The 23,308-nt window shown below is 72.5% G+C and carries 27 protein-coding genes; 15 read left to right on the top strand and 12 right to left on the bottom strand.

What is annotated here, in order from left to right; all coding sequences use genetic code 11:
- Positions 1-38 precede the first annotated feature (38 nt).
- The 3 genes from AB0I79_RS00820 (at position 39) to AB0I79_RS00810 (ending at position 2,352) form a co-directional block, all read left to right on the top strand.
- Positions 39-692: a hypothetical protein gene (locus AB0I79_RS00820; protein WP_357865525.1), complete on the top strand. Its 654-nt coding sequence runs from the start codon at positions 39-41 to the stop codon at positions 690-692.
- Positions 693-768: 76 nt separating this feature from the next.
- On the top strand, positions 769-1,677 hold the full coding sequence (locus AB0I79_RS00815) for a TIGR03621 family F420-dependent LLM class oxidoreductase (RefSeq protein WP_357865523.1): 909 nt from the start codon (positions 769-771) through the stop codon (positions 1,675-1,677).
- Between the two features lie 87 nt (positions 1,678-1,764).
- Positions 1,765-2,352, top strand: a complete 588-nt coding sequence (locus tag AB0I79_RS00810) for a histidine phosphatase family protein (RefSeq protein ID WP_357865522.1) — start codon at positions 1,765-1,767, stop codon at positions 2,350-2,352.
- Between the two features lie 2 nt (positions 2,353-2,354).
- Here the strand turns inward: AB0I79_RS00810 and AB0I79_RS00805 are convergent, their stop codons facing one another.
- The 6 genes from AB0I79_RS00805 to AB0I79_RS00780 form a co-directional block, all read right to left on the bottom strand.
- Positions 2,355-2,615, bottom strand: coding sequence for a sigma factor (locus tag AB0I79_RS00805; RefSeq protein WP_357865520.1), 261 nt, complete (start codon positions 2,613-2,615; stop codon positions 2,355-2,357).
- Entirely contained in the window at positions 2,615-3,514 is a 900-nt protein-coding gene (locus tag AB0I79_RS00800; protein ID WP_357865518.1) for a maleylpyruvate isomerase family mycothiol-dependent enzyme, read from the bottom strand. The genes AB0I79_RS00805 and AB0I79_RS00800 overlap by 1 nt, the downstream gene beginning before the upstream one ends.
- 20 nt (positions 3,515-3,534) lie before the next feature.
- Positions 3,535-4,293, bottom strand: coding sequence for a hypothetical protein (locus tag AB0I79_RS00795; protein ID WP_357865516.1), 759 nt, complete (start codon positions 4,291-4,293; stop codon positions 3,535-3,537).
- 48 nt (positions 4,294-4,341) lie between these two features.
- Positions 4,342-4,587, bottom strand: coding sequence for a hypothetical protein (locus tag AB0I79_RS00790; protein WP_357865514.1), 246 nt, complete (start codon positions 4,585-4,587; stop codon positions 4,342-4,344).
- A gap of 99 nt (positions 4,588-4,686) precedes the next feature.
- On the bottom strand, positions 4,687-4,923 hold the full coding sequence (locus tag AB0I79_RS00785; protein WP_043632079.1) for a DUF397 domain-containing protein: 237 nt from the start codon (positions 4,921-4,923) through the stop codon (positions 4,687-4,689).
- A complete protein-coding gene (locus AB0I79_RS00780) occupies positions 4,924-5,745 on the bottom strand; it encodes a helix-turn-helix transcriptional regulator (RefSeq protein ID WP_357867037.1) in 822 nt (273 codons plus the stop codon).
- Between the two features lie 336 nt (positions 5,746-6,081).
- On the opposite strand from AB0I79_RS00780, the gene AB0I79_RS00775 reads away from it, so the two are divergent.
- Positions 6,082-6,576, top strand: a complete 495-nt coding sequence (locus AB0I79_RS00775) for an ATP-binding protein (RefSeq protein WP_357865512.1) — start codon at positions 6,082-6,084, stop codon at positions 6,574-6,576.
- Positions 6,577-6,654: 78 nt separating this feature from the next.
- Complete coding sequence (locus tag AB0I79_RS00770; RefSeq protein ID WP_357865510.1) at positions 6,655-9,075, top strand: helicase-associated domain-containing protein; 2,421 nt, start codon at positions 6,655-6,657, stop codon at positions 9,073-9,075.
- Here AB0I79_RS00770 and AB0I79_RS00765 read toward each other — a convergent pair.
- Positions 9,069-10,088, bottom strand: coding sequence for an ABC transporter substrate-binding protein (locus tag AB0I79_RS00765; protein ID WP_357865508.1), 1,020 nt, complete (start codon positions 10,086-10,088; stop codon positions 9,069-9,071). The genes AB0I79_RS00770 and AB0I79_RS00765 overlap by 7 nt on opposite strands.
- Before the next feature lie 86 nt (positions 10,089-10,174).
- On the opposite strand from AB0I79_RS00765, the gene AB0I79_RS00760 reads away from it, so the two are divergent.
- From AB0I79_RS00760 to AB0I79_RS00750, 3 genes are read left to right on the top strand one after another with little or no spacing between them, the layout of a single operon-like run.
- Positions 10,175-11,239, top strand: a complete 1,065-nt coding sequence (locus AB0I79_RS00760; RefSeq protein ID WP_357865506.1) for an iron chelate uptake ABC transporter family permease subunit — start codon at positions 10,175-10,177, stop codon at positions 11,237-11,239.
- Positions 11,236-12,243 carry an iron chelate uptake ABC transporter family permease subunit gene (locus tag AB0I79_RS00755; protein WP_357865504.1) on the top strand — a complete coding sequence of 336 codons (1,008 nt, stop codon included), beginning with the start codon at positions 11,236-11,238 and terminating at the stop codon, positions 12,241-12,243. Before AB0I79_RS00760 ends, AB0I79_RS00755 begins: the two co-directional genes overlap by 4 nt.
- Positions 12,243-13,049, top strand: a complete 807-nt coding sequence (locus AB0I79_RS00750; RefSeq protein ID WP_357865502.1) for an ABC transporter ATP-binding protein — start codon at positions 12,243-12,245, stop codon at positions 13,047-13,049. The genes AB0I79_RS00755 and AB0I79_RS00750 overlap by 1 nt, the downstream gene beginning before the upstream one ends.
- Before the next feature lie 24 nt (positions 13,050-13,073).
- Here the strand turns inward: AB0I79_RS00750 and AB0I79_RS00745 are convergent, their stop codons facing one another.
- On the bottom strand, positions 13,074-13,685 hold the full coding sequence (locus tag AB0I79_RS00745) for a helix-turn-helix domain-containing protein (RefSeq protein WP_357865500.1): 612 nt from the start codon (positions 13,683-13,685) through the stop codon (positions 13,074-13,076).
- A gap of 114 nt (positions 13,686-13,799) precedes the next feature.
- Here AB0I79_RS00745 and AB0I79_RS00740 point away from each other — a divergent pair, with 114 nt between their 5' ends.
- Entirely contained in the window at positions 13,800-15,092 is a 1,293-nt protein-coding gene (locus AB0I79_RS00740) for an FAD-dependent monooxygenase (RefSeq protein WP_357865498.1), read from the top strand.
- Here AB0I79_RS00740 and AB0I79_RS00735 read toward each other — a convergent pair.
- Entirely contained in the window at positions 15,043-16,299 is a 1,257-nt protein-coding gene (locus tag AB0I79_RS00735; RefSeq protein ID WP_357865496.1) for an ArgE/DapE family deacylase, read from the bottom strand. The two genes, AB0I79_RS00740 and AB0I79_RS00735, sit on opposite strands and share 50 nt — an antisense overlap.
- Positions 16,300-16,348: 49 nt before the next feature.
- Between AB0I79_RS00735 and AB0I79_RS00730 the strand changes: the two genes are divergently transcribed.
- The gene (locus tag AB0I79_RS00730) at positions 16,349-17,284 is read left to right on the top strand and encodes an endonuclease/exonuclease/phosphatase family protein (RefSeq protein WP_357865494.1); all 936 of its coding nucleotides are present in this window, start codon (positions 16,349-16,351) and stop codon (positions 17,282-17,284) included.
- 116 nt (positions 17,285-17,400) lie between these two features.
- On the opposite strand, the gene AB0I79_RS00725 is transcribed toward AB0I79_RS00730, so the two are convergent.
- The gene (locus AB0I79_RS00725) at positions 17,401-17,976 is read right to left on the bottom strand and encodes a DUF1349 domain-containing protein (protein ID WP_357865492.1); all 576 of its coding nucleotides are present in this window, start codon (positions 17,974-17,976) and stop codon (positions 17,401-17,403) included.
- A gap of 93 nt (positions 17,977-18,069) precedes the next feature.
- On the opposite strand from AB0I79_RS00725, the gene AB0I79_RS00720 reads away from it, so the two are divergent.
- Positions 18,070-18,390, top strand: a complete 321-nt coding sequence (locus AB0I79_RS00720; protein ID WP_185107225.1) for a co-chaperone GroES — start codon at positions 18,070-18,072, stop codon at positions 18,388-18,390.
- Here AB0I79_RS00720 and AB0I79_RS00715 read toward each other — a convergent pair.
- Both AB0I79_RS00715 and AB0I79_RS00710 read right to left on the bottom strand, forming a co-directional pair.
- Complete coding sequence (locus AB0I79_RS00715; protein WP_357865490.1) at positions 18,385-19,317, bottom strand: hypothetical protein; 933 nt, start codon at positions 19,315-19,317, stop codon at positions 18,385-18,387. The genes AB0I79_RS00720 and AB0I79_RS00715 overlap by 6 nt on opposite strands.
- A gap of 70 nt (positions 19,318-19,387) precedes the next feature.
- Entirely contained in the window at positions 19,388-19,774 is a 387-nt protein-coding gene (locus tag AB0I79_RS00710; RefSeq protein WP_357865489.1) for a TIGR02611 family protein, read from the bottom strand.
- Positions 19,775-19,992: 218 nt separating this feature from the next.
- On the opposite strand from AB0I79_RS00710, the gene AB0I79_RS00705 reads away from it, so the two are divergent.
- The 4 genes from AB0I79_RS00705 to AB0I79_RS00690 all read left to right on the top strand — a co-directional run bounded on the left by AB0I79_RS00705 (position 19,993) and on the right by AB0I79_RS00690 (position 23,308).
- Positions 19,993-20,904, top strand: a complete 912-nt coding sequence (locus AB0I79_RS00705) for an aryldialkylphosphatase (protein WP_357865487.1) — start codon at positions 19,993-19,995, stop codon at positions 20,902-20,904.
- Positions 20,905-20,949: 45 nt separating this feature from the next.
- Positions 20,950-21,333 carry a PPOX class F420-dependent oxidoreductase gene (locus AB0I79_RS00700; RefSeq protein WP_357865485.1) on the top strand — a complete coding sequence of 128 codons (384 nt, stop codon included), beginning with the start codon at positions 20,950-20,952 and terminating at the stop codon, positions 21,331-21,333.
- 44 nt (positions 21,334-21,377) lie between these two features.
- Entirely contained in the window at positions 21,378-22,496 is a 1,119-nt protein-coding gene (locus AB0I79_RS00695; protein WP_357865483.1) for a histidine kinase, read from the top strand.
- 158 nt (positions 22,497-22,654) lie between these two features.
- On the top strand, positions 22,655-23,308 hold the full coding sequence (locus tag AB0I79_RS00690) for a response regulator transcription factor (protein WP_357867033.1): 654 nt from the start codon (positions 22,655-22,657) through the stop codon (positions 23,306-23,308).

Raw genomic sequence — 23,308 nt, 5'->3', positions numbered from 1 at the left:
TCATGCGCGCCCGCCCTTCCTGGCCGACCCTCGCAAGCATGACCACAGTGGACACCCCGTCCGTCACGTCGAGGTTCACCCGTACGGCGATGATCGCCTGCGCGGTGGCCGCACCTCTGCTCATCGCCCTGTCGCTGCTGCTCACCCCGTTCCAGGCCACGCTGGAAGGCGAGCCGTACGTCCGGGCCTTCACCGCCCACCTCGACGCGTACGCGCTGCCGAGCTGGCTCGGCCTCCTGAGCTTCGCCGCCCTCATCCCCGGCCTCCTCGCCGTGAGCAGGGTCGCCAGGTCGGGCCGGCCCGTGCTGGGACTGATCGGCATGATCCTCGCCTTCATCCTGACCCTGCCCACCGTCGACACCGACGACGTCATCTACGCCGCCGCCCGCGTGGGGCTCGACGCGGCCACGACGAACCAGCTGATCACGGAGGTGGGCGAGGGGGCGCCGACGGCGGCGGCCGGCTTCGGGTTCTTCCCGGCACTGCTCGGGCTGGTCCTGCTGGGCGTGGCGGCGCTCGCCGGCGCGGCGCCGAAGTGGGCGGCGATCGCCCTGATCGTGGCCCCGTTCCTGATCCCCGTCGCCTGGTTCGCCCAGATCTCGAACGCGGCGGCGGCCGCGGCCTGGATCGTCCTGGCGGCCGGCATGGGCGGCGTCTCCCTGGCCCTGCCCCACCCCCGCGACAAGGCCTGAGCTGCTGCCCGCACGCATTCGGCAGGACCGCGCCGCGCGACTATGATCCCAAGCAAGCATTTGGTGGGAGGCGAGCGTGCGGCGGTTCAGGTTCGGGGCGGTGGTGCGGGAGGCGGAGTCGGGGAAGGCGTGGGCGGAGAAGGCCAGGAGGCTGGAGGGGGCCGGGTTCGACGTGCTGCTCGTCCCCGATCACCTCGTCGGTCCGAGGCTCGCGCCCATCGCGGCGCTCACCGCCGCCGCCTGCGCCACCAGCAGGCTGCGCGTGGGCACGCTGGTGTTCGCCAACGACTTCCGGCACCCCGCCGTGCTGGCCAAGGAGGCGGCCACGCTCGACCTGCTGTCCGGCGGGCGGCTGGAGGTCGGGATCGGGACCGGGTGGATGGCCGGCGACTACGCGGGCGCGGGGCTGGTGCTGGAGCCGCCGGGGGTGCGGGTCGAGCGGCTGCGGGAGGCCCTGGCCGTGCTCAAGGGGCTCTGGGGTGAGGGGCCGTTCCACTTCGACGGACGGCACTACCGGATCTCCGGGCTCGACCAGCAGCCCAAGCCCCTCCAGCGGCCCCGGCCGCCGCTGGTGATCGGCGCGGGCGGGGCCCGGATGTTGCGGCTGGCGGCCGAGGAGGCCGACGTCGTGAACATCGGGATGCGGGTGAAGCCCGACGGAAGCGGGCCCGACCTGCGCGACGGGGGGCTGCGGGCGCTGCTCGGCAAGCTCGCCGCCGTACGCGAGGCCGCCGGGGAGCGGTACGCGGGGCTCGAACTGGGCACCAGCGTGATACAGGCGGGCGAGCGGAAGGCGGAGGAGGCGTGGAGCGCGGCCGACAGCACCGCACTGGACGAGACGCCGCAGGTGCTGCTGGGCACACGACACGACATCGCCGACAAGCTCCGCTACTGGCGGGATGAGCATGATATTTCGTATTTCGTGCTGCATCACGAGCGGGATCTGGACGTCTTCGAGCCCGTCGTCGAGGAACTGGCCACCTGACGCGCCCGCTCACACTCCTCCGGCTGCCCGCCCGGGCGCGCCTACCTGGCCTCAGGCCGAGATCGGCCGTGCCCGATGATGGGACACATGAACGAGATGCTGCTGCTCCGGCACGGTGAGACCGAATGGAGCAAGGCGGGCAAACACACCGGCCGTACCGACCTGCCTTTGACGGAGCACGGCGAGGAGCAGGCCAGGGCCCTGGCGCCCCTGGTCAAGGAGTCGTTCGACCTGGTGCTGGTCTCCCCCGCCCAGCGCGCCCGCCGCACGGCGGAGCTGGCCGGGCTGACCGGTTACCAGGTGGACGCCGACCTGTGGGAGTGGGACTACGGCGGTTACGAGGGGATCACCACGCCGGAGATCCGCCGGACCAGGGCCGGGTGGTACCTGTGGCGCGACGGCGTGATCCCGGGCGACGCGGAGCACCCCGGCGAGAGCGCGGCGCAGGTGGCCGCGCGCGCCGACCGGGTGATCGAGCGGGCCAGGCAGGTGGACGGGCGGGTGGCGCTGGTGGCGCACGGGCACTTCCTGCGCGTGCTGGCCGCCCGCTGGCTGGGCCTGGCGCCCGAGGACGGCAGGCTGCTGAAGCTGGACACGGGCACCTACTCGCGCCTCGGCTTCGAGCACGCCGAGCCGGTGCTCATGTCATGGAACGCCCCCGTCAACCAGTTGTAGAGCTAGACCTTCGTGCGCAGGGCCGACTCGTGCAGGGCCCTGCTCACCAGCCACCCGCGTAACGACCCGAGGCCGGGGTCGTAGGACAGGGGCCGCTCCCAGAGCGCGGTGAACACGTCCTGGGTGACCTCCTCCGCGTACGCCTGGCTGCCGGTGACCTTGACGGCGACGCCGTACACGTACGGGCCGTGCTGGTCGTAGGCGTCGGCCAGCGCGTCGAGGTCGCCGGCCGTCAGTCGGGCGCACAGGTCCATGTCGCTCATCAGTCGCATCCCAGCGTCGCGGCGGCGCGGATCAGCTCGCGGGCGAGTGCGGGGTCGCCCTCGGCGGCGTACGGGAAGCAGCCGGGCAGCCACCGGTTGGCCAGCAGCCGGCAGAAGTCCACGGCGTCGGCCGAGACGAGCACGCCGACGTGGCCGGAGGCCGGCGAGAGCGGGATCGTCCAGCTGCCGCCACCGGGGCCGGTCAGCACGATGGTGGCGGAGACGTCACGCCGCGGCCCCTTCATCGCGTGCGGCAGCATGACCAGGCCGAACTCGGCGATCATGCGCACGTGCTCGGGGCGGGGCGCGGCCCTGGAGCGGTCGGTGGCGGCCCGGATGTCGTCGGCGTGCGTCCACGTCTCGAACGTGCGCTGGACCATGGCCTGGCGCAGCGGCGCGCGGGCCGGGGTGGGGCTGGTGCCGGCCAGGGCCAGCTCCACGTCCAGCAGCACCTCGGTGCTGCCCGACACGCGCTGCAGCAGGGACCCGGCCTGCTCGCGCCAGCGCCGGTGGATCGGCGCGGCCGTCGTGGTCACGCCCTCGCCGGCCACGCCCATGAACCGGGCCACGGTCGCGTCGTTGGCGGCCAGGTGCTCGACGAGCCCCCTGATCGTGCCGTGCCGGGCGATCGGGGCCTCCCAGTCGGGGGCGCTCAGCGCGGTCAGCAGGTCGTCCATGAGCGCGACCTGCTCGGCGTACGGGACCGCGACCGTCGCCACGGGCACCGGGGCCGGGCTGCGGCGCCTGCGCGCCATGGACATCACGGACTCGCGCAGCGACGGGGGCGGCCCGGCGGCGGTCTCCGGCCCGTCGAGCAGCGCGATGGCAGCGCTGCAGTCGGGGCACGAGGCGACGTGGTCGTCTGGGCTCTGCCCGTTGTAGAGGTAGGAGTCCGTCATGGCCACCTCCGCAGCCGACGCTAACCCGGCGGGCTCCCTGGTGCCAGGCGGCAGCCGGGGAACGGTGCCAGAAGCGTCTCACGCCAGCGGCCCTCAAGGTAGTCGCGGGCGCGTTTTCCCCAGTCCAACAGCCGAGAATCCGGCTCGACCTCGTCGTCGAGGCCCAGTGCCGCGTCGCGGGCGCGCTGGGTGGCCAGGTGGTCGTCGAGGGAGACGGCCCAGACGGTGACCGCCTCGCTGTCGCAGAACAGCACCTCGTACAGGCCGACGAGGGTGTGGCCGTGCTCGGCGAGCAGCGGGGCCCGTTCGGTGCGGACGGCGTGCAGGTAGTCGAGCGCGGCCCCGGGGCGTACGCGGGCGCTCTCGAAGAGGTAGAGCTCGGCGGCGGGCGCCTCGGCGAGCGGCGGGCAGCCGGGGGCGGCCCCGAGCGGCCGGGAGTACGCGGAGAAGCGCAGGTCGTCGATGTCGGACAGGAACAGGCGCTGGTCCACGCCCTGGTAGATCTCCATCATCTGCCGCCAGCCGCCGTCCCAGCCGCCGTGGCAGTCCCACAGCGTGACGGCCTTGAACTGGGGATGGCCGGTGATGCCGACCGCGTAGAAGGCGCCGACGAGGTCGATCTCGCGCGACCTGATGGACATGCCGGAGGTGAGCTCCGGGGCCGCGCGCTCCTCGTCCTCGCGCTTGTAGCGGGTCAGCCAGGTGAGGTACTCCAGCGGGCGCCTGGAGTTCATCGGCCGGAAGTCGACCTCCTCGATCAGGTGGATCGCGCGCCGCACCACGCCTCCTCTGGCCACCAAGCGATTGCTTGGCTCAGAGGATAGCGATCAGGCCGGCGCTTGGGAAGGCTGGGGCCCCCGTCCCGTGAGCCACTCCAGGACCCTGCGGTGCCCGGACGCGGCGTCCTCGAAGTGGCCCCAGTGCCAGTACCGGGGCTGGTCGCGCAGGCCGGTCACCCAGGTGCGGTAGGAGACGGAGGCGCCAGTGGTGGCGGGCGCCACACCATAGGTGCGGATCACGACCTTGCCGCCCGGCGCGAACAGCACGTCGTCGGCGATCGGATACAGAGTCATCTGGTCGAGCATGACCCGATCCTGGCCAAGGGACGAGGCCGGGCGGTTACACCTCCGGCGCGCCCTCGTTACGCGGGGCGCGCCGGTGTGAACATGTTGTTACACGAGCAGGCCGTCGAACTCTCCGTCCTTCACCCCGAGCACCAGCGCCCGGATCTCGTCGCGGGTATAGATGAGGGCAGGGCCGTCGGGGAAGCGCGAGTTGCGCACCGCGATGCCCCCGTCGGGAAGCTCCGCGAGCTCGACGCAGTTGCCCTGCGAGTTGCTGTAGCGGCTCTTGCGCCAGGCGACCTGGGTCAGGTCCGCCGCCGGCATGCCGTTGTAGGTCTGGTTCATCTACATCTTTCTGAGAAGACCGCCGATGAGCTCGACGGTGCCCCCTGGCGTGGTGCTCTCCACGCACAACTGCTCCATGGCCGTGAGGTACGGATCGATGTCCTCACGCTTGTCCAGGTACAGGGCACCCCAGAGCTGCTCGACGTAGACAACGTCCGACAGGTCGGACTCGGGAAACCGCAAGATGCTGAACGCGCCCCCCTCAGCGGCGTGCTTGCCGAATCTGAAGGGCATCACCTGGATGGTGATGTTGGGAAGGGCAGCGACTTCCAGCAGATGCTGGAGCTGCTCGGACATGACCTCCCGCCCGCCGATGGTCCGCTTGAGCGCCGCCTCGTCGATGACGGCCCACAGCCGGGGTCCGTCTTTCTGGGTGAAGCGCTCCTGGCGCTGCATGCGCAGGTGCACGCGCCGTTCGATTCTCTCGGGACTCGCATCGGGGTTTCCAAGCTGGAAGACCGAACGCGCATACGAGGCCGTCTGCAGCAGGCCGGGCACGAACTGCACCTCATAGGTGCGGATCACGCTGGCCGCCTCCTCCAGACCGATGTACGTGGTGAACCACGACGGCAGTTCGGCCGAGTACTTGTGCCACCACCCGGGGGTGTTGGCCTCGCGCACCATCTCCAGCAGGGCACGGCGTTCGGCATCGTCGACGACGCCGTACAGGGTGAGCAGGTCTTCCACGTCACGTGTCTTGAATCCGACGCGGCCGAGCTCCATGCGGCTGATCTTGGACTCGGACGCCCGGATGTGGAATCCGGCCTGTGCCCGGTCGAGCCCGCTGGCCTCGCGGAGGCGCCTGAGACTCGCCCCCAGCATGATGCGCCGAACGGTTGAACCGGTCCCGGGCGGATCAATCGACACGTGCTGCTCCTTGGTCGTTTCCTTGCAACACGATGAGGCCGCACCGTTCTCGGCGGCGCCCACCGCACGTAGCGAAGTTGCACCCGCGATACGCCCCTTTGTACGGGCGACCGCAGGGTAGCGGAGTATGCACCTACAGTCTGTCACTTCACGGCCGAAAGATCATGGGCCGCGGACAAGATCCCCTTTCCCCCATATTGACCATTTGAGGGCAACGGTAGCGCTTGCACGAGTTGTCTGCACGTGCATTCGCTCTTGCACCTGCACGAGAGTTTGCAGCAGAATGATCACGTGCAATCCACCACGGCACCCGGCCAGTGGACCACGTTCGATTGGTGGCCCCCTGTCGGCTGGTGGCCGGAGGCCGCCCGCGATCTGCTGGTCCCCGGCCCGTCCATGAGTGCCACGTTCGTGCTCCCGCCCACCGCCTCCTCGGTCCATTCCGCCCGCAGCTTCACCGTGGGCGCGCTGACCGGCTGGGGGCTCGGCGAGCTGGCCGACAACATGGAGCTGGTGGTCTCCGAGCTGGCCACCAACGCGCTCCGGCACGGCCTGTGCCTGGACGAACCGGCCCGCCAGCACGCCGTCCAGATGTCCCTCGTACGCCGGGGGCCGCTGGTGACCAGCGCCTTCACCGATCCAGGCTCCTCGGTACCGGTGCTGCGATACCCTGGGCCCCTTGACACCGGCGGCCTCGGACTCCACATCGTCGAATCGCTCAGCCTCCGCTGGGGCTGGTCCGCACTCGCGCCTCACGGAAAGATCGTCTGGGCAGTCCTCTCCTGACCGGGGGTGATCTGCATTACCGTGGATGGTCATGGCTCACGGTGAGTCCCGCGCGCGACCCCATGAGAGTGCTGACAGATGGAAAATCACCTGCTCGGCTGGCTACGAACACTGGACGAGGACCGGCTTGGCCGCATCCTGGCCAACAGGCCCGACGCCATCGCCGCGCCCTGGCCCAGGCGGCTCGACACCCTGGCGCAGCGGCTCGGCAACGCCGTCGCCGTGATCGAGACCCTGCGCCGCCTGCCGTTGCCCTGCCTCCAGGTCGCCGAGACCGCCCTGGCCATGACCCGCCCCACCGCCGAGACCCTGGCACGCTTCCTCAGCAGCCCGCCCGAGGAGGTGACGCCCTGGCTGGAGCACCTCTACGACCACGCCCTGGCCTGGCCGGGCGACGACGGCGTCATCCACCTCGCCGAAGGCGTCGCGCGCTGGTGGACCGCGCCACTCAGCCTCGGCGAGCCCCTTGATCACTACCTGAACGCCTGGTCGATCAGCAACGACGCGCTGCACGCCCTCGCCCGTAACCTCGGTCTGCCCGTGCAGGGCAACAAGCGCCGCATGATCACCCGTGTCATCGAGGCGCTCAGCGACACCGACCGCGTCAGGGCGCTGATGCGCCACGCCCCCGAGGGCACCGTGCCGCTGCTCGACCGCTTCGCCTGGGACGGCCCCGCGCTCACCGTCGACGGCGCCCGGTTCGTCAGCCCCGGCACCCCCGAGCGGTGGTGCGCCGACCACGGCCTGCTCTTCCGGCCGAGCTGGCACAAGGCCGAGATCCCCCGCGAGGTGGCGATCTGCCTGCGCGGCTCCGGCTACCACCCGGCCTACCTGCCCGAGGCGCCCGAGCTGGCCACGATCCCGGTCGATCCCGAGGAGGTCGACCATCTGATGACGCTGGCCGCCCCGCACGTGGTCGAGCGGTGCGCGGCCCTGCTCGACAACACCTCCAAGACGCCGCTGCCGCTGCTCAAGACCGGCGGCGTGGGCGTGCGCGAGGTCCGCAGGGTGGCCAAGGAGACCGGCTGCGACGAGGACGAGACGCGGCTGCTGCTCGAGGTGTGCGCGGTGGCCAGGCTGATGGCCTGGGACGAGCCGTCCGGCGGCATGATCCCCACCGAACGGTTCGACCGCTGGCGGCTCGACGAGGGCTCGGCCCGGCTGCGGGTGCTGCTGGCGGCGTGGTGGCGGATGGAGCGCTCGTCGCTGCGCAAGATCGACGGCAAGTACGGCACCGTGCTCGGCGACGATCCCGCCGGCCCCGTGATCGCCCAGGTGCGCAGGGCCGTGCTGTCGGTGCTCGCCCACCTGCCCTCGGGCATGGCCTTCGCCGACCGCGACAGCCTGATCAGCAACGTCCACTGGCACGCCCCGCTGATCGACAGGGCGCTGATGCGCGAGTGCGCGCCCGCCGTGCTCGACGAGGCCAGGCTGCTCGGGCTGCTGGCCAACAACACGCTGACCGACCTCGGCCGTGCCCTGGCCGGGCTGACGGCCAGGCCGGGAGACGAGAACGACGACGCCGTGCCGATGGTCGAGCACGACCCGATGCTGGCGGAGGCGGCCACCCGGGCGCTGGCCAGCGTGCGCAGGAGCGCGCTGTTCGGGCCCGACCTGACCGCGGTCGTCACGGGGCCGCCGTCGGCGGAGCTGGCGGCGCTGCTCGACCGCTGCGCCGACCGCGAGTCGCGCGGCGCGGCCTCGGTGTGGCGCTTCACCACGCCGAGCGTGCGGCGGGCGCTCGACCAGGGGTACGAGGCCGACGACCTGCTCGACGAGCTGGCCGGGGTGGGCACCATCCCGCAGCCGCTCGAATACCTGATCCGCGACACCGCCCGCAGGCACGGCGAGGTCACGGTGAGCACGGTCGGGTGCGTGGTGCAGGCCACCGACCCGACGCTGCTGGCCGAGATCGCCGCCCACCGGCGGCTGGGCCGGCTGGGGCTGCGGTTGCTGGCCCCCACGGTGCTGGTCAGCGCGGCGCCGGCCGACCGTACGCTGGCGGCGCTGCGCGAGGTCGGCTACTCCCCCGTGCCCGTCTCCGACACCGGCGAGATCACCATCCACCGGGCCAGGGCCGAGGAGAGCGCCCCAGGCAAGCTCATCCTGCTGCCCGGCGGGCAGGTGGCCGAGCTGTCGGAGTTCCCCGGTCTGGCGGAGTTCGAGGCGCCGCCCCACATGCTGGTCGAGCCTCCGCCCGACCCGTACGAGCACGCCCGCCGCCTCGTCGCCGCCGGCCGGGCGGACGACGGGAAGCACGGGCGCACCTGGGCGATCATCGGCAGGATGGCGACCAGGCTGCCGACGGCGCAGCAGTCGCTGCTCGGCTTCGTCGTCGATCGGGGCGTGCGCGCCGGCATCACGCTGGCCGACGGGCTGACCGCCACGATCAGCCATGGCGAGCTCAAGGGCGGGGCGCTGGACGCCTGGTGCGAGGAGGCGGGCGACTACCTGGAGTTCCCCCTCGCCGAGATCATCGAGGTGCGGGGCGCCTACTGAAGCGGTTCGGCCTTCTTCAGGTTCGCCACCAGCTCCTCCAGGAAGGTGGCGTACCCCTGGTAGCTGAAGGGGGCCTCGGCTGACCACGGGTAGAGCTGGCCGGCCTTGACCGCGGGGAGCTTGGCGAAGGTGGGCTTCTTCATCATCTCCTCGGGCTTGAGCGCCTGCGTACGCGTGTCGTAGAGGATCACGTCGGCGTCGTACTCGTCGGCGTTCTCCCAGCTCAGCGTCTGGAAGAAGCCGCCCTCGTCCACCTTGGCCGGCGTGACCACGTTCAGGCCCGCGTTGACCATGTGCACGATGTCCGGGTACTCCGGCGGGTTGACCACCCAGAACGCGTCCGCGCCGCCCGACGCCAGGAGGATCTTGAGGTCCTTGAACTGGGCGAGCTCCTTGGTGGCCGCCTCCATGCGGGCCTTGGCCTCGGGCACGCCCTCCATGCTCGCGCCGAGCGACGTGGCCAGCTGCTCGTACTTGCCGATCACCTCGGTGGCGCTCTTGCCGGTGAGCATGACGCCGGCGGTGGGCGCGACCTGCTCGATGGTGTCCTTGGACTTCTCGGGCACGTACCAGAGGGTGCCGTTGATGTACATGCTGCTGACCAGGAGGTCGGGCTGCAGGGCGATGTACTGCTCGACGTTGAACTCGTCCCAGACGTTGCCCAGGCCCGTGACCTTGGTGATGTCCACGTTGCCGGCCTGCGGGTCCTTGCTGCCGTCCTTCAGCTTGTGCGGGCCGAACACCGCGATCGGGCGCACGCCGAAGTCCCACAGGGCGGCCGCGGCGCCCACCTGGGCGACGATCCTGGTGGGGACCTTGGGCTGCTCGAGCTTCTTGCCGCGGTCGTCGGTGAACGTCCAGGGCCCCTGCGCGGGGGCGCCGGAGGTGGCCGGTGCCGCGGGGGTCGCCTGCGTGGTGGTCCCGCCGTCACCGCACGCCGCGAGTGTCAGGGCCGCCGCGAGTCCTGCCGCGCCCGACAGGAAGCCCCTGCGAGCCAGTACCGGTCCCGACATGTACATCTCCTAAGGTTAGGCTTGCCTTCTTGTGTGGCCATTAGATTAGCCTTGCCTAAGTTTGACTTGCTACGAGAGGGGGTCGGGTGCGCCCGGCTGAGGTAACGGTCGCGGCCGGAGCGGGCCAGGAAGGCGGTGGACGCGCGGCCAAGGGGCGTGCCTCGGTGCTCGTCGCCGGGCTGGTCGTCACGCTCGGCCTACTGGCGCTGGTCGCCATGGCGAGCGTGGCGCTGGGCGCCCGCTCGGTGTCGTTCGGCACGGTGATCGACGCGTTCGTGGCGCCGAACAGCTCCAACGACCACACGGTCATCCGCGAGCTGCGGGTCCCGCGCACGCTGCTCGGCCTCGGCGTGGGCGCCACGCTCGGGCTGGCCGGCGCGCTCATGCAGAGCCTGACCCGCAACCCGCTGGCCGACCCCGGCCTGCTGGGCATCGACCAGGGCGCCGCGCTCGGCGTCACGCTGGCGCTCGGCCTGTTCGGGCTCACCGACCCCGTCGTGTACGTGTGGTTCGCCTTCGGCGGGGCCGCGCTGGCCTCCGTCGCCGTCTACTCGCTGGCCTCCGGGCGCCGCGCCGGCTCCAGCCCGGTACGCCTGGCCCTGGCCGGAGTCGCGTTCGGCATGGTCTGCACGGCGATCTCCTCGGCCATCCTGCGCATGGACTCCCAGACCTTCGACCGGATGCGGTTCTGGCTGACCGGCTCGCTGGCCGGGCAGACGGCCGACACGCTGGTGCGGCTGGCGCCGTTCATGGTCGCGGGGCTGGTGCTCGGGCTGCTGCTGGCCAGGCCGCTCAACATGCTGGCGCTCGGCGAGGACGCGGGCAAGGCGCTGGGCGTGAACCTGAACAGGACCAGGATCCTCGCCGGCGTGGCCGTCACGCTGCTGTGCGGCGCCGCCACCGCCGCCGCCGGGCCGCTGGTGTTCGTCGGGCTGATCGTGCCGCACGCCGTGCGCGCCCTGGTGGGGCCCGACCAGCGGTGGGTGCTGCCGTACTCGGCGCTGGCCGCGCCGATCCTGCTGCTGGGGGCCGACGTGATCGGGCGGCTCATCGCCCGGCCGGGAGAGGTGCAGGTGGGCATCGTGTGGGCGGTGATCGGCGCGCCGATCTTCATCATGCTCGCCAGGCGGAAGCGGGTGGCCGCGCTGTGAACGTCCGCGTCGGCTCCTGGTCCGTACGGCTCGCGCCGCGCGCCCTGCTCGTCAGCGTCGTCCTCGTCGTGGCCGGCTTCCTGGTGACCGTGGCAGCGCTGTCCACGGGCGAGTTCACCGTCCCCGTGCCGGACATCGTCTCGGCCATCTTCGGGCAGGGCACGCCGGTCGCCGAGCTGATCGTCGGCAAGCTCCGCGCCCCGCGCGTGGTGACCGGGCTGCTGGTCGGGGCCGCGTTCGGCCTGAGCGGGGCCATCTTCCAGAGCCTGACCAGGAACCCGCTGGGCAGCCCCGACTTCATCGGCTTCACCGCCGGCGCCTCCACGGGCGGCATCCTCGCCGTGGTCGCGGGCGGCTCCGCCATGACGATCGCCGGCGGCGCGCTGGCCGGGTGCGTGGTGACGGCCGCGCTGGTGTACCTGCTGGCCTACCGGGGCGGCGTCCAGGGTTACCGGCTGGTCCTGGTCGGCATCGGGGCGAACGCGCTGCTGGTGGCCGTCAACTCGTACATCCTGACCCGGGCCAACATCAACGACGCGGCCAACGCGGGCGCCTGGCTCACCGGCAGCCTCGGCGGGCGCGGCTGGGAGCACGCCTGGCCCGTGGCGCTGGCGCTGCTCGTGCTGCTGCCGCTGTGCCTGTCCATCGCGCGGCCGATGCGGATGATCGAGATGGGCGACGACGCGGCCAAGGCCATGGGCATCAGGGTCGAGGTCGTCCGCGCGGCGGCCGTCACGGCCGGTGTGCTGCTGTCCGGGGTGGCCACGGCCGCCGCCGGGCCCGTCATCTTCGTCGCGCTGGCCGCCCCGCAGCTCGCCCGGCGGCTGACCCGCTCCCCCGGCGTGACGCTGGCCTCCTCCGCCCTCATGGGCGCCGTGCTGCTGACCGCCGCCGACCTGGCCGCGCAGCGCGTGCTCGCCCCCACCCAGCTGCCCGTCGGTGTGCTGACCGCCGCCATCGGCGGCACCTACCTCGTCCTGCTCCTCCGAAAGGACCGCCACTGATGGATTCCGCCTGCCGCCTCTCCGGTGCCGGCCTGACGCTCGCCTACGACCAGCGCGTGGTGGCCACGGACCTGACCGTGGCGATCCCCGACGAGTCGTTCACCGTGATCATCGGCCCGAACGCCTGCGGCAAGTCCACTCTGCTGCGGGCCCTGGCCAGGATGCTCAAGCCGAGGACCGGCGCCGTGCACCTGGACGGCAGCGTGATCACCTCGTTGCCGTCGAAGGAGGTGGCGCGGCGGCTCGGCCTGCTCCCGCAGAGCTCGATCGTGCCCGACGGGATCACCGTGGCCGACCTGGTGGCCCGCGGCCGCTACCCGCACCAGAAGCTGATGCGGCAGTGGTCGAAGGCCGACGAGGCGGCCGTGTCGGAGGCCATGCGCGCCACCGACGTGGCCGAGCTGGCCGACCGGATCGTGGACGAGCTGTCGGGCGGGCAGCGGCAGCGGGTGTGGCTGGCCATGGCGCTGGCCCAGGAGACGCCGATCCTGCTGCTCGACGAGCCCACCACGTTCCTGGACATCTCCCATCAGATCGAGGTGCTGGACCTCTGCGCGGAGCTGCACGAGCAGGGGCGGACCATGGTGGCCGTGCTGCACGACCTGAACCAGGCGTGCCGGTACGCCACGCATCTCATCGTGATGCGGGGCGGCCGGATCGTGGCCGAGGGGGATCCCACGGAGATCGTCACGTCCGAGCTGGTGCACGAGGTGTTCGACCTGCGCTGCGAGATCATCCCGGACCCGCAGTCGGGCACCCCGCTCATCGTCCCCGAGGCCCGCCGCCGCGTGGCCGCCTCCTCTTAGGTCAGCTTAGGTCAGCGTCTCCTCTTAGGTCAGCGCCGTCTCTTGGGTCAGCGCCGTCGCCAGGGTGGTGACGGCGGCGACGGCGCGGTCTCGGCCGTACTCACCCTGCAGCACCTCCGCCAGCTCCGCCTGCATGGACGCCAGCAGCGTGTGCGCCAGGGCGTCGGCGTCGCCGCCCCTGGCCTCGGCCAGCAGGATCGTCACGTGCCGGTGCCAGAACCAGTAGGCCCCGATGCGGTAACGCGCGCCCGGGCTGGCCGTCTCCGACATGCGCACCAGGTCGAGGTGGGCGAAGAGGAAGTCGAGGTACGCCCGCACGAACGCGACCAGCCGCTCGCGGGCGGGCGCGCCCGGCCCGAGCGGCGGCGGGCCCGACAGGATGCGCTGCTGCAGGTCGCGCTCGCGGGCGTCGAGCAGCGCCACCGCCAGCCCCGACTTGTCACCGAAGCGCCGGAACAGCGTGCCCTTGCCCACCCCGGCCTCGGCCGCCACGGCGTCCATCGAGACCGCGTCCACGCCCTTCTCGGCGAACAGCCGCGCCGCCGCGGCCAGCACCTTCTCCCGGTTGCGTGCCGCGTCCGCCCGCTCCTGGACGGGCCGGCTCATCAGCAGCTCCAGCGACGTTTCCCGCACCATCCGGACTTTAGTCCAACTCACCGGCGCCGGAACGCGCCAAAGGACGTGGAAGGAAAGGCATCCACGGGCGACCCTCTGCCGAATGCTCAGCACGACTTCACAGGGGGAATCCAGATGGACCACGCCGTCGTCATCGGGGCGAGCATCGCGGGCCTGCTGTCCGCCGCCGCCCTGCACCGCAGGTTCGCCCAGGTCACGGTGGTCGACCGCGACACCTTGCCGGCCGTCGACGCCCACCGCAGGGGCGCCGGCCAGAGCCGCCACGCGCACGGCCTGCTCGCCAGGGGCGGCGAGGTCCTGGACGAGCTGCTGCCCGGCCTCACGGCCGAGCTCGTCGCGCAGGGCGCGATCAGGGGTGACGTGCAGGACCGGGCCCGTCACGTCCACGCGGGCCGGCGGCTGGCCCGCGGCTCCAGCGGGCTCACCGGGCTGCTGGTCAGCCGGCCGCTGCTCGAAGGCCAGGTGCGGCGCAGGGTCGGCGCCCTGCCCGGCGTGCGGGTGCTGGCCGAGCGGACCGTCACCGGCCTGCTGGCCAGGCAGGGCCGGGTCACGGGGGTGCGGCTCGCCGAGGGCGAGCTGATCCCGGCCGACCTGGTCGTGGACGCCGCTGGCCGCGGCTCCCGCACCCCGTTCTGGCTCGCCGACCTGGGCTGCAGGCCGCCGCGGGAGGAGCGGGTGACGATCGACCTGCGGTACAGCTCGCGCGAGTTCCGCCGCCGCGACGACCACCTCGCCGGAGACCTGATCGCCGTCGTCGGCCCCACGCCCGAGACGCCGCGGGCCGGGGTGGCGCTGACGCTGGAGGACGAGCGCTGGGTCGTCACCCTGGCCGGGTACGGCGCGGGCCCGCCGCGCGGCCATGCGGACTTCGCCGCCTTCGCCGCCACCCTCGCCGCTCCCGACCTGCACCACCTGGTCACGACCGCGGAGCCGCTCGGGGAGCCGCGCACCTACCACACGCCCACCGCGGTCAGGCGCCGCTACGAGCGGCTGGCCTCCTTCCCCGACGGCCTGCTGGTCACCGGGGACGCCGTCTGCTCGTTCAACCCCCTCCACGGCCAGGGCATGACGGTCGCCGCCCTGGAGGCCAGGGCGCTGCTCGACCCCGACCTGAGCCCGGCGGCGTACTTCCGGCGGATCGCCGCCGTCGTGGACCTCCCCTGGCAGATCACGGTCGGCGCCGACCTGCGGATCGCCACCACGGGCGGCCGGCCGACGCCGAAGACGCGGCTAATCGGCGCCTACCTCGACCGCTTCCACGCCGCCGCCGCGCACGATCCCGAGCTGACGCGGCGCTTCCTGCGGGTGATGAACCTCTACGACCCGCCGCAGTCGCTGATGAGCCCTCCGGCGCTGCTCAGAGTGCTGCGCAGCGGCGCACCGCGAGCAGTGCCAGTGCCCGCGTGACCTCGCGCAGCTCCCTCAGCTCGACCTGCTCCCTCGGGGCGTGCGCGAACCGCACGTCCCCCGGGCCGTAGTGCAGCGTCGGGATGCCGCCCGCCGTGTAGAGCCGCAGGTCGCTCCCGTACGGCGCCGCCGTCTGCGCGGGCCGGGCGCCGGTCGTGTCCTCGACGGCCCGGTTCACCTGGTCGATCAGCTCGTGGCCCGCCGGCAGCCGGCCGCTGGCGAACTGCCCGCCCGGCCAGGTCACCACCGGCGGGTTGGCCCGCAGCCACGGGTCCGCGACCTCCGCCAGCGCCTGCTCGAACGCCGCCCGCGCCTCGGCCGGGTCCTCGTCCAGCCGCACCCCGAGCCGCCCCTCGGCGATCAGCAGGTCGGGCACGGTGCTGGCCCAGTCGCCGGCCCGCACGGTGCCGACCTCGATCGGGTACGGCATCGCGTTGCCGGCGAACAGCTCGGGCACGTCCCTGTTGCGCTCGGCCTCCAGCCGCCTGATCGCCTGGAACACCGGCCAGAACGCCTCGATCGCGTTGACCCCCTCGTACCGGGTGGCGCCGTGCGCGGCCCGCCCGGCGATCTCCAGCCGGAACGTCAGCGCGCCCGCGTTGGCCGTGATGACCGCGCCGCTGGTGGGCTCGGTGATGACCGCGGCCTCGGCCGTGTGCCCCCTGGCCAGGGTGGCGAACGCGCCGAGCCCGCCGTCCTCCTCGCTGATCACGCAGTGCACGGCCAGCGGCCTGGCCAGCTCGATCCCGGCCTGCTTGATCGCGCGGGCCACGGCGAGGTTCGCGACGAGGCCGGCCTTCATGTCGCAGGCGCCCCGTCCGTGCAGCACGTCGCCGGTGATCCGGGCGGCGAACGGGTCGCTGCCCGCCCACTTGGCCAGGTCGCCGGTCGGCACGACGTCCACGTGACCCTGCAGCGCCAGCGCGGGCGGGCCCTCGCCGCCCGGGGTGACGGCCACCACGCCGTACCCCTCCGACCTCGGGGCCTCGGTGCCGGGGAAGCCGGGGCTGGCGGTCAGGCCGGCCAGGTCGAGCTTCCAGACGTCCACGTCCATGCCTGCCTCGGTGAGCAGGTGGGCCATACGGTGCTGCAGGTCGGATTCTGCGTCGGTGCCTGTCACGCTGGGGACCCTGACGGTCTCGGCCAGCAGGTTCACGGTCTCCGCCTCGTCGATGGCGTTCAGGACCCGGGCTTCTGCGTCGTGCATGGGCACACCTTCTCATGAACCCGGATCGGGACTTGTGGCGATACAGGGCGTGCGTACATGGACGAGTTGGATCGTGGTGGTGCCCTTCGCCCTGTGGGCGGTGGTGCGGTTGAGCGGGTTCGAGCCGGACTGGCCGTGGATACCGGCGGTGGCGTACACGCCGTACGCGGTGTGCGCGGCCGTGATCGGCCTGGTGCTGGCCTGCGTACTGCGCCGCTGGGCGGCGGGCACGGTCGCCCTCGTGTCGGTGCTGGCGCTGGTGCCCGCCGTGCTGCCGCGCGCGCTCACGGACGGCAACCCCGACGCCGACGGGCCGGTGCTGCGGGTGCTCGCGGCCAACCTGATGGTCGGCCAGGCGGACACGGCGGAGCTGATGGCCCTGGTCCAGCGGCTGAAGCCGGACGTGCTGGCGCTGCAGGAGCTCACCCCTGACTCCATGCGGCGGCTGGAGGAGGCGGGGCTGCGCCGCGCGCTGCGGCACGCGGTGACCAAGCCGCTGACGGGGGTGGGCGGGTCCGCCGTGTACGCCCGGCATCCGGTCGAGGACGGCGGGTTCATCAAGAAGGGCCCGTTCGGGCAGGCCAGGGCGTGGCTGACGCTGCCCGGCGAGGAGCGGGTCGAGGTCGTCTCCGTGCATCCGTGCGCGCCCAAGCGGATCGGGCGGCAGCCGTGCTGGCAGGCCGGGCTGGAGGCGCTGCCCCGGGGCGGCGGGGACGCGCTGCGGGTGCTGGCGGGCGACTTCAACGCCACGCTCGACCACCTGCCGGTGCGTGACCTGCTCGCCTCCGGCTACCGGGACGCCGCCGACGTGATGGGGCTGGGGTTCGTGGCGACCTGGCCGCAGTTCGGGTCGTGGCTGCAGTCGCCCGGGGTGACCATCGACCACGTGCTGGCCGACTCCCGGATGGCGGTGCGCAGCTTCCAGGTGCTGAAGCTCGACGGCACCGACCACCGGCCGGTGTTCGCCGAGCTGAGGCTGCCGTAGCCGGCGGCTTCACGGCCGGGGCGGCTTCACGGCCGCGGCGGGGTTCACGGCCGCGGCGGGGTTCACGGTGATGGCGGGGTTCACGGTGATGGCGGGGTTCACGGTGATGGCGGGGTTCACGGCCGTGGCGGGGTCGCGGCGGCGCGGATCTCGGTGAAGCGGACGGGGAAGCCCTTGCCCGCGGGTGCGGCGGCCATGGCGCCGGCCAGGGCGGCCTGGCCGGGAGGGAAGTAGGCCAGGCGGAGCATGGTCTGCGGCGCGGCGCCGTCCAGGCCGTAGCGCACGGTGACCGCGTCGCCCGCCCGCTCCAGGTCGAACGTCACCGTGCTCGCCACCCGCTCCAGCGGCAGCACCGACCAGTCCGAGAACTGCCTGGTCACGACCGTGCTGAGGTGGAAGCCGCCGTCGACGTACTCGACGCCTGCCTTGATCCAGTTGTGCTCGTCGATCCGCAGCACGGCGCCGGCCTGGTCGTACTGCTCGGCGTACTCGCCGGAGAAGGTGACCGTGAGCCGCAGATCACCGGGGAGGGTGCGGCCGAACAGGTGGGCGTTGTCGTTGACGTAGCCGTAGTGGGTGGTGCGCCACAGATCCGTGCCCGGGTCGCAGAAGAGGCTCAGTCCGTCGTCCACGGTCCACTGCCTGGGGGCGTTCTGCCACTGCCAGCCGGTCTCACCGAAGGCCATGATCATGGCGATATCCTGCCATGATCACCCCGGTCACGGTAGGTGGCGGTCTGAGCGTCCTGGGGAACCACGCGTCCGCCTGCTCGTAAACTTGAGCCTGTGGAAGAGCCCAAGTTCGAGATTCAGATGCTGCACGACCGAGTCATGATCAGGTTGGAGCAGGAGGCCGAGGAGCGGCGCAGCGGCTCCGGGATCGTCATCCCCGCGACGGTCAAGATGGCCAACCGCCTGGCGTGGGGCGAGGTCTGCGGCGTCGGCACGAACGTGCGCTCGGTCAAGGTGGGCGACAAGGTGCTGTTCAACCCGGAGGACCAGTTCGAGGTGGAGGTGCACGCCAAGGTCTACCTGGTGATGCGCGAGCGCGACCTGCACGCCGTGGCCACCGAGGAGACCGATCACGGCACGGGCCTGTACCTATGACCCCGGCGTCCGGGTGAAGGAGACCCACAGGTCGGCGGCCCACGTGCGGGCGGGCAGGCCGGCGAGCACGCGCGTGACCCTGCCGCCGAGGTCGAGCACCGCCAGGCGGTAGGCGCCGCGGTGCGCCATGACGGCGACGAGGTGGCTCTCGTCCCACCAGCCGAACACCGCCTCCGGCCGCGCGGCCACCCGGCGGGCGATCCTGCCCGTGGCCGGGTCGACCAGGCACACATGCTCCCGGAAGCGGGACGGGCACCAGGTGACCAGCCGCTTGCCCGAGGGCGAGAACGAGTCCTCGGGCCCCGTCGGCAACCCGGCGCCCGCGTACGTGCGCACCACCGCCCCGTCGGAGACCCGGTGGACGCGCAGGCCGCCGCCGTGCCGGGAGACGAGGTTGCCGTCGGGGCTCCACCAGAAGCCGGCCTCCGCGCTCAGGCCGGAGATCCGCACGGTGCGGGCGGTCTTGGAGACCACGTCCACGACGGTGAAGCCGAGCACCCGCCACCTGCCGCTCACCTTGCGCTCGACCGTGAGCGCGACGCGCCTGGCGTCGCGCGACCAGGAGACGTAGGAGGCGGTCATCGGCTTCTTGACGGTGCGGATGCTGGAGGCCCGCCCGGTGGCGCGGTCGGTGACGACGAGGTGGTCGTAGCCGGACCGGTACGCGGCGGGCACGCCGGCCGTCCAGCGGTTGCCGGGCGAGACGGACACTTCGGACAACGACTTCTCCCAGGTGAAGGCGTTGCCGGTGGCCGATCTGACGTAGGTGCGCCTGGTGCCGAGCCCGTAGGCGGCCAGGCGTACCGGATCGCCCGCCTTTTCGCGATATTTCACGCCACTGGTGCCGGGCAGCGGCAGGTCCGCCCGCGCGGGCACGGCAGTGGCGGGAAGCGTCATGGACAGCGCGATGACGAGGTGAGCGATCACGCCCGCAGAATAGACAGCGGATCCGGGGATTCCCGGTGGCGATAACCACCGGGTCTGGATGCGGCCGGGGCTAGATGAAGCGCTGGGCGATCTCGATGACGTCGATCCCCAGCGTGAGCAGGCCGAAGTAGACGATCACCGCGGCGGCGGCCACCGTGACGATGAGCACGATGATGCGCACCGTCCAGCCCTGCCGCTTGTACCACTCCGTCCAGGCGTGCAGCGTCTGCTTGCCGAACTCCAGCGCCTTGTGCGCCCAGTGGAACTCCGTGGCCAGCACCGCCAGGCCCGCGAACACCACGAGCCAGCCCGGCCCGGGGAACGGCACCATGATCAGCCCACCCACGACCATGACGGTGCCGATCACGCCGACCACGATCTTCAGGGTCAGCGCGCCCGCGCGGGTGGAGCGCACGCCGTCCAGCCAGCCCCGGAAACCCGAGCGGCGCTCGGGCATGCTGGAATGATCAGCGGCCTCATTCTTGATCACGTCGGCTTCGCCCGTGTCGGAGTTCGGAATCGGCACAAGTCCCCCCGGCAGTCAGTGTGCCACCCAGGATACGGCCCGGCCCTCCATGACCACTTGCAGACGACTAGCAAACCACCAAACCCCATAATCGGTAAAATTTCCTGCCTAGTCAGCCTTTGCCCAGCAAACATCGGTTAATGTCTGTTATGCCCGAGGTTCTACTCCGTACCGTCACCGGCCCTGTACGCGTGGCCGCCATCGACGGCACCGTCCTCCCCCACGAGCACCTGCGTACCGACATGCGCTGGGCGGTCGGCATCGACTCCGACCCGCACCGCTGGCTCGACGAGGAGACGACGGTCACCGCGGAGCTGCGCGAGCTGCGCCAGTCCGAACAGCTCGGGCTCGTGGTCGAGCTGACCTGCATGGGCATGGGCCGCGACGCCGCCGCCCTGGCCCGCGTCGCCGCGGGCAGCCGCGTGCCGGTGATCGCCTCGACCGGCCTGTTCGCCGAGCCGTTCACGAACGTCGGCGACGAGGACGTGGACACGCTCACCGCCCGCCTGATGGAGGAGATCGTCAGCGGCGTGGACGGGACGGGCGTGTTCCCCGGCGTGATCGGCGAGGTCGGCTGCTGGGGCGCGGAGCCCACGGCTCGCGAGGAGCGCTGCCTGGTCGCCGCCGCCCGCGCCTCGCTGCGCTCGCGCCTGCCGGTGGCCACGCACGGCAGGAGCGCCCTGACGCTGCTGGAGATCCTGCTCGGCGAGAACCTGCCCGGCTCGCGGATCACCGTCGGGTACGCGGGCACCGACCTGGGCGCCGCCAGGAAGATCGCCGAGTCGGGCGCGTACGTGAGCCTGGGCGCGCTGGGCCTGGGCGCCGAGCAGGCGGCCAGGATCGCGCTCGCCCTCATCGAGGACGGCCACGCCGAGCGCCTGCTGCTCAGCACGGGGCTGAGCCGGGTGGCGCAGGTGCGCCGGTACGACGGGCCCGGTTACGCCCATCTGTTCCGCGCGCTGCTGCCGCGGCTGCGTGAGGCGGGCACGGGCGAGGACGTCATCCGCCTCATCACCCACGACAACCCGCTGCGCTGGCTGACCGAGGGCCTGGCCGCCTGACCCGGTCTTGACCTCAACCAATGTCAAGGTTGCAGACTGGGCGGCATGATCTTCACATCAGCGGAACTGGACTACCTCTCCGGCCAGCGGCTCGGCCGCCTGGCCACCGTCGCGCCCGACGGGCAGGTGCAGAACAACCCCGTCGGCTTCTTCGTGCAGGACGGCACGATCGTCATCGGCGGGCACGCCCTGGGCGTGTCCAAGAAGTTCAGGAACATCCAGCGGGGCAGCACGGTCTCCTTCGTCGTGGACGACCTGGCCTCGGTCGATCCGTGGGTCGCCCGGGGGATCGAGATCCGCGGCACGGCGGTGGCGCTGACGGACGCCGAGCCGCCCGTACCGTTCTTCTCCCGGGAGGTCATCCGCCTCGCACCCAGCAAGATCATCTCATGGGGCCTGGACGGCACTCGGTCGAGCCGCACGGTGTGAAAGCTCGCTAGGATCGGGGCTACACGAGCCTGAGCGGGTGGGGGATGGCGACCGACGACACGCGGAGGACCGGGCGTCTGCGCAGGCCGCTCACCGCGCTGTCGCGCCTGAGCCGGCTGGGTGACGTACCGGTCGTCGTCATGCTGGCGTGGGCCGGGTGGCTGGCCGTCCCGTGGTCGTTCAGCGGCCTCGCCCAGGCCCGCGCGGCGGCCGCCGCGGCCGCCGCCGACGCCGAGACACCCCGGCTCCAGACACCCGCCGCCGACCAGTCGCAGGGTGCTCCGCCTGCCGTCGCGGGCCAGTCCGCCGCGGCGGCATGGGGCATCCCGGCGGCCCGCACCGCACCCGTCGCGACGGTGCGGCCCTGGCAGGCGAGCCCTCTTGCACCCGCCGTCGACGACGCCGCACCCGGCACGGGCGGCCTGGGCGGCGCTGAGGATGGGGCCTTCTCGGGCGCGGGCGGCCTGGCCGGCGATGCGGACACGGCGTTCTCCGGCGCGGGCTCCGGCGCGGGCGGCCTGGGCGGCATCGGGCGGGTCGGCGCGCCGCAGGTCGCGCCCGGCCTGGACGGCGCGGGCGCTGAGACGGTGCTGGCGCGGGAGCGGGCCAGGATCGCCGGGGAGGTGCACGACGCGGCCGGTCATGGGCTGGCCGCGATCGCCATGCAGGCCGGGCTCGCGCTCGTCACCCTCGACGACGATCCCGAGCAGACGCGGGCCTCGCTGCGCGCGATCAAGGAGACCAGCACGACGGCGCTCGCCCACCTGCGGGCCGCGCTCGACGGGATCGACCCGCCTGCCGGCGATCTGGCCGCGCTCATCGACGGCGTCCGGGCGGCGGGCCTGCCCGTGGACGTCGAGCCTCCGGTCCTCGCCGTGCCCGCCCACCTCCACGGCCCCGTCTACCGGGTGGTGCGGGAGTCGCTCACCAACGTGCTGCGGCACGCCGGCCCCACCAGGGCGCTGGTGCGCACGTCCGGAGAACCGCACGACTTCGTGGTGGAGGTCGCCGACCGCGGCATCGGGCCGGCGGGCGCGGGTGAGGGGCGCGGGCTGGCCGGGATGCGCGCCCGGGTGAGCGAGGCAGGCGGCCACCTCACGGCCGGGCCACGCGAGGGCGGCGGTTTCCGCGTGGAGGCACGGTTCCCGCAGGTCTCGGCGTGACCAGCGCGGACGGCATGACCGGCGCGGACGGCACGACCAGCGCGGCCAGCGCGGAACATACGACCGGCACGACCGGCACGACCGGCACGACCGGCACGACCGGCACGACCAGCGCGGAAGGCGGTGCCGGGCCGGAAGGCGGCGCCGGGCCGGAAGGCGTGATCAGGGTCGCCGTCGCCGACGACCAGGCCGTCGTGCGGATGGGGCTGCGGGCGCTGCTGGAGCGGGAGCCCGGCATGGAGTGCGTCGGCGAGGCCGGCGACGGGCAGGCGGCCCTGGCCCTGATCCGCCGCACCCGCCCCGACGTCCTGCTCCTCGACATCCGCATGCCCGGCATGGACGGCCTGGCCACCCTGCGCGCCATCGCCGGCGACCCGGACCTGCGCGGCACCCGCATCGTCGTGGTGACGACGTTCGCCGTGGACGAGTACGTCTTCGCCGCGCTCCAGGCCGGCGCCAGCGGCTTCCTGCTCAAGGACAGCGCCCCCGACGAGCTGGTCAACGCCGTGCGCGTGGTGGCCGCCGGCGAGGCGCTGCTCTCGCCCGCCATCACCAGGAAGGTCATCGGCCTGTTCGGCAGGCACGGCGACGCCCGCCCGGTCGAGGGCATCGAGACGCTCACGCCCCGGGAGCGGGAGCTGGTGGCGTGGGTGGCCACCGGCCGGTCGAACGAGGAGATCGCCAGGGAGCTGACGATCAGCCCCGACACCGTGCGCACCCACGTCAGCCGCGCCATGGTCAAGCTGCACGCCAGGGACCGGGCGCAGCTCGTGGTGTTCGCCATGCGCGCCGGCCTCGCGCTGCCCGCCTGA

Origin of the sequence: Nonomuraea sp. NPDC050202, from assembly GCF_040656115.1 — a bacterium.
Classification (GTDB): Bacteria; Actinomycetota; Actinomycetes; order Streptosporangiales; family Streptosporangiaceae; genus Nonomuraea.
This window is presented reverse-complemented; position numbering and strand designations above follow the sequence as displayed.

Coding starts and splice junctions, on each gene's coding strand:
- AB0I79_RS00765 (WP_357865508.1), bottom strand. CDS start 10,088: ATGTCGGGACCGGTACTGGCTCGCAGGGGCTTCCTGTCGGGCGCGGCA.
- AB0I79_RS00820 (WP_357865525.1), top strand. CDS start 39: ATGACCACAGTGGACACCCCGTCCGTCACGTCGAGGTTCACCCGTACG.
- AB0I79_RS00700 (WP_357865485.1), top strand. CDS start 20,950: ATGATCTTCACATCAGCGGAACTGGACTACCTCTCCGGCCAGCGGCTC.
- AB0I79_RS00780 (WP_357867037.1), bottom strand. CDS start 5,745: ATGCTGGGGGCGAGTCTCAGGCGCCTCCGCGAGGCCAGCGGGCTCGAC.
- AB0I79_RS00805 (WP_357865520.1), bottom strand. CDS start 2,615: ATGAGCGACATGGACCTGTGCGCCCGACTGACGGCCGGCGACCTCGAC.
- AB0I79_RS00750 (WP_357865502.1), top strand. CDS start 12,243: ATGGATTCCGCCTGCCGCCTCTCCGGTGCCGGCCTGACGCTCGCCTAC.
- AB0I79_RS00735 (WP_357865496.1), bottom strand. CDS start 16,299: ATGCACGACGCAGAAGCCCGGGTCCTGAACGCCATCGACGAGGCGGAG.
- AB0I79_RS00790 (WP_357865514.1), bottom strand. CDS start 4,587: ATGACTCTGTATCCGATCGCCGACGACGTGCTGTTCGCGCCGGGCGGC.
- AB0I79_RS00710 (WP_357865489.1), bottom strand. CDS start 19,774: ATGCCCGAGCGCCGCTCGGGTTTCCGGGGCTGGCTGGACGGCGTGCGC.
- AB0I79_RS00770 (WP_357865510.1), top strand. CDS start 6,655: ATGGAAAATCACCTGCTCGGCTGGCTACGAACACTGGACGAGGACCGG.
- AB0I79_RS00705 (WP_357865487.1), top strand. CDS start 19,993: ATGCCCGAGGTTCTACTCCGTACCGTCACCGGCCCTGTACGCGTGGCC.
- AB0I79_RS00740 (WP_357865498.1), top strand. CDS start 13,800: ATGGACCACGCCGTCGTCATCGGGGCGAGCATCGCGGGCCTGCTGTCC.
- AB0I79_RS00800 (WP_357865518.1), bottom strand. CDS start 3,514: ATGACGGACTCCTACCTCTACAACGGGCAGAGCCCAGACGACCACGTC.
- AB0I79_RS00810 (WP_357865522.1), top strand. CDS start 1,765: ATGAACGAGATGCTGCTGCTCCGGCACGGTGAGACCGAATGGAGCAAG.
- AB0I79_RS00695 (WP_357865483.1), top strand. CDS start 21,378: ATGGCGACCGACGACACGCGGAGGACCGGGCGTCTGCGCAGGCCGCTC.
- AB0I79_RS00745 (WP_357865500.1), bottom strand. CDS start 13,685: ATGGTGCGGGAAACGTCGCTGGAGCTGCTGATGAGCCGGCCCGTCCAG.
- AB0I79_RS00785 (WP_043632079.1), bottom strand. CDS start 4,923: ATGAACCAGACCTACAACGGCATGCCGGCGGCGGACCTGACCCAGGTC.
- AB0I79_RS00725 (WP_357865492.1), bottom strand. CDS start 17,976: ATGATCATGGCCTTCGGTGAGACCGGCTGGCAGTGGCAGAACGCCCCC.